9 protein-coding genes, 1 tRNA gene and 1 pseudogene are annotated in these 10,434 nt (G+C 33.1%); 6 read left to right on the forward strand and 5 right to left on the reverse strand.

Translation table 11 applies throughout. The features are described from left to right. Positions 1–27: 27 nt before the first annotated feature. The 4 genes from CW752_RS12435 to CW752_RS12450 form a co-directional block, all read right to left on the reverse strand. Positions 28–1,365, reverse strand: a complete 1,338-nt coding sequence (locus CW752_RS12435; RefSeq protein WP_101240046.1) for an alpha-L-fucosidase — start codon at positions 1,363–1,365, stop codon at positions 28–30. Between the two features lie 50 nt (positions 1,366–1,415). Beyond that, positions 1,416–2,159, reverse strand: coding sequence for a dienelactone hydrolase family protein (locus CW752_RS12440; RefSeq protein WP_101240037.1), 744 nt, complete (start codon positions 2,157–2,159; stop codon positions 1,416–1,418). A gap of 149 nt (positions 2,160–2,308) precedes the next feature. Then, positions 2,309–2,920: an HAD family hydrolase gene (locus tag CW752_RS12445; protein ID WP_101240038.1), complete on the reverse strand. Its 612-nt coding sequence runs from the start codon at positions 2,918–2,920 to the stop codon at positions 2,309–2,311. Between the two features lie 100 nt (positions 2,921–3,020). Continuing rightward, positions 3,021–3,452 (reverse strand): type I restriction enzyme HsdR N-terminal domain-containing protein, encoded by a 432-nt coding sequence (locus tag CW752_RS12450; protein WP_101240039.1) that lies wholly within the window; start codon positions 3,450–3,452, stop codon positions 3,021–3,023. A gap of 7 nt (positions 3,453–3,459) precedes the next feature. Between CW752_RS12450 and holA the strand changes: the two genes are divergently transcribed. The 3 genes from holA (at position 3,460) to CW752_RS12465 (ending at position 6,406) form a co-directional block, all read left to right on the forward strand. After that, complete coding sequence (gene holA / locus CW752_RS12455; protein WP_101240040.1) at positions 3,460–4,497, forward strand: DNA polymerase III subunit delta; 1,038 nt, start codon at positions 3,460–3,462, stop codon at positions 4,495–4,497. Positions 4,498–4,675: 178 nt separating this feature from the next. After that, positions 4,676–5,617, forward strand: a complete 942-nt coding sequence (gene trxB / locus CW752_RS12460) for a thioredoxin-disulfide reductase (RefSeq protein WP_101240041.1) — start codon at positions 4,676–4,678, stop codon at positions 5,615–5,617. A gap of 411 nt (positions 5,618–6,028) precedes the next feature. Continuing rightward, positions 6,029–6,406 carry a VOC family protein gene (locus CW752_RS12465; protein WP_101240042.1) on the forward strand — a complete coding sequence of 126 codons (378 nt, stop codon included), beginning with the start codon at positions 6,029–6,031 and terminating at the stop codon, positions 6,404–6,406. Positions 6,407–6,462: 56 nt separating this feature from the next. On the opposite strand, the gene CW752_RS12470 is transcribed toward CW752_RS12465, so the two are convergent. Next, positions 6,463–7,317, reverse strand: coding sequence for a hypothetical protein (locus CW752_RS12470; protein WP_101240043.1), 855 nt, complete (start codon positions 7,315–7,317; stop codon positions 6,463–6,465). 388 nt (positions 7,318–7,705) lie between these two features. Here CW752_RS12470 and CW752_RS12475 point away from each other — a divergent pair. The 3 genes and pseudogenes from CW752_RS12475 to CW752_RS12485 form a co-directional block, all read left to right on the forward strand. Further along, positions 7,706–7,790, forward strand: a tRNA-Ser gene (locus tag CW752_RS12475). A gap of 827 nt (positions 7,791–8,617) precedes the next feature. Next, entirely contained in the window at positions 8,618–8,974 is a 357-nt protein-coding gene (locus CW752_RS12480) for a VOC family protein (RefSeq protein ID WP_101240044.1), read from the forward strand. A gap of 568 nt (positions 8,975–9,542) precedes the next feature. Beyond that, a pseudogene (locus CW752_RS12485) lies at positions 9,543–10,434 on the forward strand (sensor histidine kinase); the annotation flags it as partial.

Below are 10,434 nucleotides of genomic sequence, written 5' to 3' on the forward strand. Positions count from 1 at the left end.
GCGAGTAAGCACATTCGCCTTTTGTTTTTAAGATACCTCCAATACAATGACCTGATCAGGATCTTCTGCAGTTACTCTCAGTTCCGGAATCTCAACCGTTCCGTTTTTGAAAACTATCGGTATGGAAGAATTATCTTTTAACAAATAAGCTTTTATAATTTTCTTATACGGAAATTTTTCAAGGTGTATACTTCCTGTATTTTGTAAGATATGAACATATATTTTGTTGTTGGTTTGGGTAAGGCTTCCCCATTTTTGAGGACGTATATAGCCGCCCTTTGTTCCGTATATACTTTGTCCGTAAGTTTTCAACCAATTTCCCATCCATTTCAACCGATCAATAAATTCGGATTGGATTTCTCCATTAGGCATAGGGCCTATATTTAATAATAAATTACCGCCATTTCCGGCCGATCCTACGAGAAGTTTTACAATTTGGGCAGGAGTCTTATAATTGGAATCTGTTATATTAAAGCCCCAACTGTTATTTAATGTGGCACAAGTTTCAAGAGGAAGATCCGATATCTTTTGAAAGCTCAGACCAGAACTGTTTTCACCCGGAACATCTTGCTCAAACAATTGAAAATCTTCCCCTGGTAAAGGGCTCATATGGTGATTGTTTCCAACCATGCATTGAGGTTGTAGTGTATGGATAAGATCGTAAAGCTCACGCATATGCCAGTCTACACGCACATCGTTATCTTTTCTGTCTTTGCTTTCCTCATCCATTTGGTCCCAATAGCCATCGAACCAGATTCCGTCAATCTTTCCGTAGTTAGTGAGAAGTTCGGTGAGTTGATTTTTCATAAATAGAATATAATCATTCCAATTACCACGTTCCGTTCTTCCGGTTCCCTTACCGGTTCTTCCTGTCCAATATGAATAATCATTTCTACGCCAATCTAAGAGTGAGTAGTATAAGAATAACTTTATACCTTGTTTGTGGCATTCGTCTGCAATCATTCTTACAATGTCTTTTTTGTAGGGAGTATTCATGATATTAAAATCAGAATATTTTGTATCCCACAAGCTAAAACCGTCATGATGGCGGGTAATCAGGGTAATATACTTCATTCCGGAAGCCTTTGCAAGGCTCACCCAATCATGAGGATTAAAATCAATGGGATTGAAAAATTTTTCCAGTCTTGTATAATTGTTTACAGTAATATTCCTATCATTCATTACCCATTCGCCACTTCCTGGAATACTGAATACTCCCCAGTGAATAAACATTCCGAATTTAGAATCGGTAAACCATTCGCGGGCTTTGATGTTTTGAGAAGTGGGAACATAAGAAGACGTTTGCGCAAATGCAAAATGAGAACATAGTAAAACCACAAAAAGAAAATAGATTAATTTTTTCATATTCAACTTTGGATATACAACGAAAACCATCGAAATATTAGTATGATAATTTATTTCAATATTTCTTTCAAAAACATGAGGGTGTGGTTCCAAGCTCTTTTGGCCATTATTTCATTATAATCCGGTGATTTTGGATCGGTGAATGTATGTTTAGAATGAGCATAAGTAATGATTTGCCAGTCAGCATTTCCTTCATTCATTTCTTTGATGAGGTTGCTGTAATCTTCAGGTGTTACACTTTTGTCATCAGCAGGATTCTCTACCAGAATTTTAGCATTGAGTTTTTCATTTTTTCTACTTTGATCTCTTGTCAGACTTCCATGGATAGAAACAACACCTACAGCGGGTAAATCACCTCTGGCAGTTTCTAAAGCTCCTGTTCCTCCAAAACAGTATCCAATAACGGCGGTTTTATCAGAAATAGCACCATTCTTTTTCAGTTGTTCCAATGCCAGCAAAATCCGTTTTTGGTATTCTTTATAATTCTGTTTATAGTATCCTGAACTTTTGGCAGCTTCCTCATTGTTGGAAGGAATTTTCCCTTCACCATAAATATCAGCAATAAAGGCAATATATCCTTGTTTTTCAAGTTCTATTGCTGCTGTTTTTGCTTCTTCATCAATGCCTTTCCAGGCCGGAAGAATTACAACTCCGGGAAGTCTCTTCCCAGCATTAGAGGTAATTAAACCATTCAGTTTTTGTGTACCATCCTGATAAGAAACTGGTTTAAGTTTTTGACTAAAAAATGTCCCTGAAACCATAATAAATGCAGTTAATAAGATTGAACGTATCATATTTTGTAGATTAGTGATTATAATAATTGTGGTCCTTTATTATGATGAATAATATTCATAGATCTTTCAAAATGGCCATAAAAAAATCCTCAACTAAATTAATGAAAATAACTTAATTGGGGATTTTTAATATGTTGTAACGCAATGTTTTAAATACTTATGCCCAGTCCGACTAATTCTTGTTCTAAATTGGTTTCCGGTAAAACATGGATGGTAATAAAACCTAAGGATTGAGCCATTTCAATATTCTTTTGATTATCATCAATAAAAACAGACTCATTGGCTTGAATATTAAATCGGGTTAATAAAACATGCCAAATTTTAGGATCGGGTTTAATCAGTTTTTCAACTCCGGAGACCACAATTTTTCCATCAAAAATTTGAAAGAAATCATAATTTTCCAGAGCATAAGGAAATGTTTCTGCAGACCAGTTGGTTAATCCGAATAACTGATAATCCGTTTGTTTTAATTTTCTAAGGACTTCAACATTCTGAGGGATGTCACTTTTCAGCATGATGGTCCAATTGTCATAATAAGCTCTGATTTCCTTTTCCCATTCCGGAAATTTTTTCACCTGGATTTCTGTTCCTTCTGAAAGACTTCTTCCCCTGTCTTGTTCCTCATTCCATTCAGATTGGGCAACATTTTCAAGGAAATATTCCATTTTTTCATCATCATTGAAGTAATCTTTGAAAAAATATCTTGGATTCCAATCCATCAAGACACCTCCAAAATCGAAAATGATGTTTTTAATTTTCATAATAAATATTGTTATTTTTATCACTCCTGCAAATTCGGAAGCGAGAAAGATTCGTGTTTGTGGTTATAAAGATAAAGAGTATTTAGTGTTTTCCATACCTTTATTGTGGTCTATAAAACTGATATTGTCCCTCTTCATAATAAGCATTGATATGTTGAAGTCCATTAGTCAGAATAATTTCTTTAGCTCCGATAATGGAGTTATATCTGGCGGTTTGTTCAAATGTTTTTTCCGTCAATTTGATTTGGGGAGCTTTGCATTCAATGAGTATTATGGGTTCTGTTTTTTCAGTAACTAAGAGATCAATTCTTTTAGTTAAACCATTTAAAACAATCTTTTTTTCTGTAATCAATGCTGATGTAGAGTAGGACTTTACGGTAAGATAATAATGTATCCAATGTTGCCTGACCCATTCCTCGGGAGTGAGTAGAAGATAAGTTTTACGAACCAAATCATAAATAAAAAACTTATCTTTGTCTTTCTTGAATTTAAAATCAAAAGTTTCCTGAAAATTCAGTTTTGGAAGTTCCATTAGTAAGATGAAAGAATTAGATTTAATCCTCAAAAATATTAAAAATAAAGAAGTTTTACCTATTTATTTTTTCCACGGAGAAGAAGCCTACTTTATTGATGTCGCCGTAAAAGCCCTTGAGCACAACTTTCTGGAAGAAGATGAAAAAGCTTTCAACCAGACTGTTACTTATGGGAAAGATACCTCTTATCAGGAAGTTCTTTCTTTGGCAAGACAGTTTCCGATGATGGGAGATAAACAAGTTATTATTGTTAAAGAAGCACAGGATTTAAAATTCAATGAAGAAGAAAACCGAATTTTGGAAGCTTATGTAGAAAACCCTGTACCTTCTACGGTGTTGGTTTTTGCTCATAAACATAAGAAGCTGGACAGTAGAAAGAAAGCAGCTAAAGCTTTAGATAAAGCCAATACGCTTTTCCTTAGTGAGTCGGTAAAAGAAAGTAATCTTCCCAAATGGATTTCCGACGAATGTGTAAAGCTTAACATAAAAACCGCACCCAATATATCCCATCTTCTGGCCGAATACCTTGGAAATGATCTTTCAAGAATTGCCAACGAACTGAATAAGTTGAAAATTATCCTTAAAGAAGATGAGGTGCTGGACGGAACCATTATTGAAAACCATATCGGAATCAGTAAGGAGTATAATATTTTTGAACTTCAGAAAGCTTTGGGAACCAAAAATGCCAATGCAGCTTTTAAAATTGCCCATTTTATGGGTAAAAATCCAAAAAATAATCCTTTTGTGATGATGTTGGCCAGTCTTTACAGCTATTTTTCCAATGTCATTATCTATCAAACAATGGCCGGTCAGTCTCCACAGACTATTGCTTCACAAATGGGAGTAAATCCGTATTTTATTAAAGATTATGCAGAAAGTGCACGGTTATACCCCTTAAAACATGCGACGAGAGTCATTTCTATTTTAAGAGAGTTCGATATGAAAGGGAAAGGACTGGGCGCGGTAAATATGGGCGAAGCGGAGTTAATTAAGGAGTTGGTATATAAGATTATCAATGTTGATAAGATTAAAATGAAGGTTTAGATTTGAGCCTGAGTATTTTATGAAAACCTTATGTGTTTTTAATTTTTATCACTCATTTATCAATTGAGAATTTACATATTTGTTATTGACAAGTATCATTAAAATAACTTTAAAAAGACGACAAAAATTACGAAATTAGCGGTCTTAATTTAATTAAATCTTTTCGAACAAGTAAATTATGGAGCAAAACATTTTAGATTGTGTGATCGTTGGATCTGGACCTTCTGGTTTCACAGCTGCTATCTATGCAGCAAGAGCAGACTTAAAACCTGAATTGTATACAGGTTTGGAGCCGGGCGGACAATTAACTACAACTACTGAAGTTGACAACTTTCCAGGGTATCCAGCAGGGATTACAGGTCCTGAAATGATGATGGATCTGCAAAAACAAGCAGAAAGATTTGATACCAAAGTTCATTATGAAATGATCACTAAAGCTGAGTTTTCCAAAGAAATAGGTGGAGTTCACAAACTATATGCAGGAAACAAAGAAATTTTGGCTAAAACTGTTATTATTTCCACGGGAGCTACAGCAAAATATTTAGGTCTGGAAGACGAAAAAAAATATGCAGGAGGTGGAGTTTCCGCTTGTGCTACTTGCGACGGATTTTTCTATAAAGGAAAAGATGTAGTGGTAGTAGGAGCAGGAGATACAGCAGCTGAAGAAGCGACTTATCTTGCTAAACTATGTAAGAAAGTTACCATGTTGGTAAGAAAGGATGTTTTCAGAGCGTCAAAAGCGATGATTCACAGAGTAGAAAATACACCGAATATTGAAGTGAAGTTTCACCATGAATTAATTGCTATTGAAGGAGAAAACAGTTTAGTAGAAAGAGCAGTGGTGATTAATAATCAGACACAGGAAACATCTACTGTAGATGTAGAAGGTATCTTTATTGCTATTGGTCATAAACCAAATACTGATATTTTCGTAGGTCAGGTAGATCTTGATGAAAACGGATATATTTTAACAGAAAAAGGATCTTCAAGAACAAACCTTCCTGGGGTATTTGCTGCGGGAGATGTTCAGGATCATATCTACAGACAGGCTATTACAGCTGCAGGAAGCGGATGTATGGCAGCAATGGATGCAGAAAAATATTTGGCTGAACTACACTAGTAGAAATTAGCTTATAAGATACAAAGCGTGCCTGATGGGTGCGCTTTTTTGCTTACGTTTTTGTTGGGAAACCGTAAGGATACATAATTTTCTAATCTTTATGTATGATTTTGCCACTAATGCACGAATAAAATAATTCGTGCATTAGTGGCATTGAAAAAGCTTTCACACTCTATGGTAAAAAGTAGTTAAAATATGTAATACTCAATTTTATCGTAAATAAATCTTTGTACCTTAATACTGTACTTACATTTTTTCGATTGGCCTACGATCCAAGTCATTCTTTATCATATTATTGTTTAGTATTAAATTGATATTTAATTAAAAAAAGTAATTATGGTGTAAAAACATTAATATATTTGTGGGATTTCAATTGAATCATTTGTATAAACTCAACAAAAACGAATAAAAATGAAAAGAGTAACAGCCATTGGTGGGATTTTCTTTAAGTGTAAAGATCAGGAACAAGTCAATGAATGGTATAAAACGCATCTGGGATTAGAAACCAGTCCATACGGAGCAAAATTCGACTGGAAGGATGCCGATAACGATAAAAAAGGATATACGCTTTGGAGCCCATTTAAAGAATCTACTCAATATTTTGAGCCTTCAGAGAAAGACTTTATGATCAATTATCATGTGGAAAATATTGAAGCATTGGTAGAAGAATTAAAAAAGGAAGGGGTTACAATATTAGATGAAATAGCGACTTACGAATATGGAAAGTTTGTTCACATTATGGATCCTGAAGGAAATAAGATTGAATTGTTTGAACCGGCAGGAGAGTAGGATCAACTGCTTTTAACAGAATAAAAAACGACTTCTTCTGAAGTCGTTTTTTATTCTTAATCTAAGATATAAATTTTCTTTTCTTTAAGATTAAATCCAAGTTTTTTGCCCAACCAGTTGATGCTTGTTTTGCCTTCATAAATAAGTCCCTCTACAAAAAAGACTTTAGGCTTATCAACCGTAGCAAAGGAAGTAGAAATGGAAGCAATATCCCCTTTGTAAATCTTTGTAATGACATTAGAATCAAATTCACTCTTTTTTTCAATAAGTTGTAGGCCTTCTTTTTTAATGCCCAATGTATTCATCAGACGCTCACTCAACCAAAAAGAATCGTTGCCTGAACCGGAATCCAGAAGAATATTGATTTTGTATTTATTGTTCAAAAGTACGTATGTCATAATATCCAAAGACTGGTCTGCATTGGTAGACAGCTGGATGTCCATTACTTTCTTACTGCTTAGTTTTTCTTTTGGAAAGATAAGTTCTTGGGCCGTATAATCTATGATAAACTCTGTATTATAAAGCATAGGAAGGGAGATCAAACCGTCAATGCCTTTGATTTCCATATCATGAGTGGAATACCAGATATCTTTAAACTTTTTACCATTAAAAATAATCTCTTTCGATTTGAACAGAGGAATAGTCATTTTTTCTCCAGTTGCCCGGAAAGCCGTCAGATAATTATACGTTTCTTTTGGACCAAGGTCTTTGGAGAAATTTTTTAGGAAGAGGTTGATACCACCTCCGGTATCAAAAATAAAATTTCCTTTTTTACCTTCTACTTCGGCTTGTACAACAAGATGTCCGGAAGGCAATATATTGAGTGGCGTTTTTTGTGCTAATGCAGCTGTAGAGTATAAAAATACAGATGCAGAAAGAGCTAGTTTTTTAATCAATGATTGATTGTACATTTTACATGAGGTTATTGTTTTAATTTTATTGAAGCAAGCTTTACAAATATACTGTATTCCTTTAGATGAAGTAAAAGCAAAGATTTATTTATAATATGTAGAAAAAAATGTAGACAGAGCATTGTTTTTTCGCTCAAAAACGGATGTATTCTTTTCGGATGATCGTGAGTTATAACTTGAAATTTATCATTTGTTTCTCAAAGAACTCTTTATTTAAGGCAGAAAGAGCCTCTTTGATGATTGTTGATTTATAAGATATGAAAAATAATTCCCTTGATTTCTAGTCTATTATTAAGTTTTGTTAAAATTTGTTCTCTAAAAGTTTTGCAGAAATTAAAAATCGTTCTATATTTGCACCACTGAAAACAACGATACAATCGGAGTTTAAGGAGAGTTGGCAGAGTGGTCGATTGCGGCAGTCTTGAAAACTGTTGACTGTAACAGGTCCGGGGGTTCGAATCCCTCACTCTCCGCAAAAAAGGGTACAAATCAAATGATTTGTACCCTTTTTCTTTATAACATTTCATATTATTTGACAGGATTATTGATTTGAGAATTATTTTTTTTCTCTATTTTTCATTTATTGGTGCTAAAGTTTGTATATTCAGTAAAGGTTTGGTTGATCTAAAGAGAAAAATGAATTGTCTTTTTACTTCTCTAAACTTACACTGAAATTTTATTTCAACGCAAAGACAAGATGCAATTGATTATTGATAAGGGAGCTAAGAAAGCGACAAAAGTCGCTGATGAAGCGATGCAGATATGCGTACGCTTAGAAAGAATCAATACAATTGATTCAACCTTTGCTTCCTAAAATACAACACCGGATAATAGAAATCCTTTGCGTGAAATTTAAAAATAAAACAGATCTAAATATTCTAAGCCCCACAACTTTTGCTTTTGTTCCGAAAAACGACGATAAAAAATGAGTGGGCTTGAATGGATAATGTTTCATTGACCTAGGAAGCAGGAGCGTTAAAAAAATTGAGATTGAATCCGTTAAAAAATTTCCACTGTTTGAGCATGGCTATAATTTTGAGTCGAAGAAGAAGGGTTTGATTCCATGCGAGTTTGGAAATTTTAGGAGTCAATATCAATTTTTAGCGGATGATTCCAGTCTTGAATTTTTGTATACTTTTGTTTTAAGACAAAAGTATAAATAAAAAAATAATTTTAAATTTATATCCATGCATTTCTATGTTGCCCACAACTTTTGAGACTGATCCATTATTTTTTTCTAGATTTTTCATCTATGGATTAATAAGTAAATTTTAGTATTTTTATCATAAAACAATACCTTATGAATTCAGATAAGTACAAACATCATCAAACACAGTATATTGAGCTTCTTAGTGAAGATCTTGATCGTGCGAAACAGTTTTATTCCAATAGTTTCGGTTGGGAATTTAAGGATTATGGACCAGATTACACTACAGCTTCAGGAGACTATGTAGACATTGGAATCGTACCAGGGAAGCCCTTAAAAAGCTCTATTCTTGTTGTTCTTTATTCGAATGATCTTAATCGGACCAAGGATAAAATTATTGCCTCAGGAGGTACTATTGTGATTGATGTTTTTCAATTCCCTGGTGGAAGCCGTTTTCATTTTGAAGATCCTGATGGCAATGAACTAGCAGTTTGGACAGTGGAACCATAAAAGTCTCATTTTTTAGGCAACAATTTAGTATGGAGTTTATATAAACATTTAAAGGTTAGATTCCTTACTACTTTTGGATAAATATAAAAAGCTTATTTCTTGTTGGAGATAAGCTTTTTCATGAAGTTGTTTTTCCAGACCAAAACAATTCTCTAAGATATCAGAAATAAGGCTCAATCTTTCATCAAAATACTTGATGTTTAACCCTCAATTTTGGTAGGTGATCCTATAAAAACAGAATTTGAAATTATTGTATCAATAAAAATGATTTATTTTAATTATATTTATACTTGTAGATTTTTGTGTTTTTATCAAATTTTATATCTTATTCTATATTTATACTAAAAAAAACCTTGTAATTTTATTAAATATTTTAATTCGACGTAGGCGTGAATTTTCACTCTTTTATCTGATATATAGTACCATAAAAAGCCAAAAATTACTTTAACTTTGTAAGATGAATGATAAAGGTTGATTGCCAAATTATCGGGAATAACATAATATCATTTAAAAAACTAATGCCACATAAACTAAAGTAGCTGGAGAATTAATTTAGTGATAAACAGATATGAAATATAAATTCTTAAATTTCAGATTGAGAAAGGTTGTTCATTATTCATTGATCTTGTGTATTCTATTAATACAAGTCATTATTGCCATATTTTTTTATAATGAATTTGTTAATGAGAAAAAGCTGAAATTTATTAAGACTCAATTGGAGGACAGCAGAGCACTGGGAGGTTTAACTGATAATTCGAGAAAGGACTTCATGGATGCTCAGGACCATCTTCAAAAATATATGGTTACTCAAGATAATAAGGATCTAAACCTATATTTTCAATCCCTTAAAAAACTTAAAACCAATTTTGATAAAATAGGGGCTTATGAAAATGCAAGCCCAAGGTTGAGAAATAGCTTGGCAATACAAAAAATGGATACCCTGAAAGTTACCAAGCTTAAGACATTAATAGATTCTGTATATCAAACTTCTCTAAATCCGCCTAAAAAAATAGAGGATAAACAGTATGAGCCTGAAAAGTATAAGAACCAATTTGAAGATTTGAAGATACAAACCCATACTTATGCTGATACGATCAAGAAGAAAGGGTTTATGGGGCGCTTGAAAGATGCCATAACCGGTAAAGTAAATGTTCAAAAAGAAAGTACTGTAGTTACTTTAACGAATAATAAAACCATAGATATCTCGCAGGTAAAATCAGAAATGAATAATGCGATGAAATCGATGGATAAACATTATTCATTAGAAATCAAAAAAGTACAGCTGAATGCTGCCAAAAATCAAAGAGATAATATTAAATTTTACAGCAACTTCAGTAAACTTTTGGTGTATAGCAATGGGTTAATTGATGTTTATGAAAATGCTATTAAAGATTTTAAATCAGAATTAGAAAAAGAATATAACAAACAAAGCTCTGATAACAATAAAATCAGAAGATATC

It is taken from the genome of Chryseobacterium sp. PMSZPI, assembly GCF_002835665.1.
Classification (GTDB): domain Bacteria; phylum Bacteroidota; class Bacteroidia; order Flavobacteriales; family Weeksellaceae; genus Chryseobacterium.

Excerpts from the sequence above, each read along its gene's own strand:
- holA (WP_101240040.1), top strand. The coding sequence starts at position 3,460 with ATGAAAGAATTAGATTTAATCCTCAAAAATATTAAAAATAAAGAAGTT.
- CW752_RS12435 (WP_101240046.1), bottom strand. The coding sequence starts at position 1,365 with ATGAAAAAATTAATCTATTTTCTTTTTGTGGTTTTACTATGTTCTCAT.
- CW752_RS12440 (WP_101240037.1), bottom strand. The coding sequence starts at position 2,159 with ATGATACGTTCAATCTTATTAACTGCATTTATTATGGTTTCAGGGACA.
- CW752_RS12445 (WP_101240038.1), bottom strand. The coding sequence starts at position 2,920 with ATGAAAATTAAAAACATCATTTTCGATTTTGGAGGTGTCTTGATGGAT.
- CW752_RS12450 (WP_101240039.1), bottom strand. The coding sequence starts at position 3,452 with ATGGAACTTCCAAAACTGAATTTTCAGGAAACTTTTGATTTTAAATTC.
- CW752_RS12470 (WP_101240043.1), bottom strand. The coding sequence starts at position 7,317 with ATGTACAATCAATCATTGATTAAAAAACTAGCTCTTTCTGCATCTGTA.
- CW752_RS12480 (WP_101240044.1), top strand. The coding sequence starts at position 8,618 with ATGAATTCAGATAAGTACAAACATCATCAAACACAGTATATTGAGCTT.
- trxB (WP_101240041.1), top strand. The coding sequence starts at position 4,676 with ATGGAGCAAAACATTTTAGATTGTGTGATCGTTGGATCTGGACCTTCT.
- CW752_RS12465 (WP_101240042.1), top strand. The coding sequence starts at position 6,029 with ATGAAAAGAGTAACAGCCATTGGTGGGATTTTCTTTAAGTGTAAAGAT.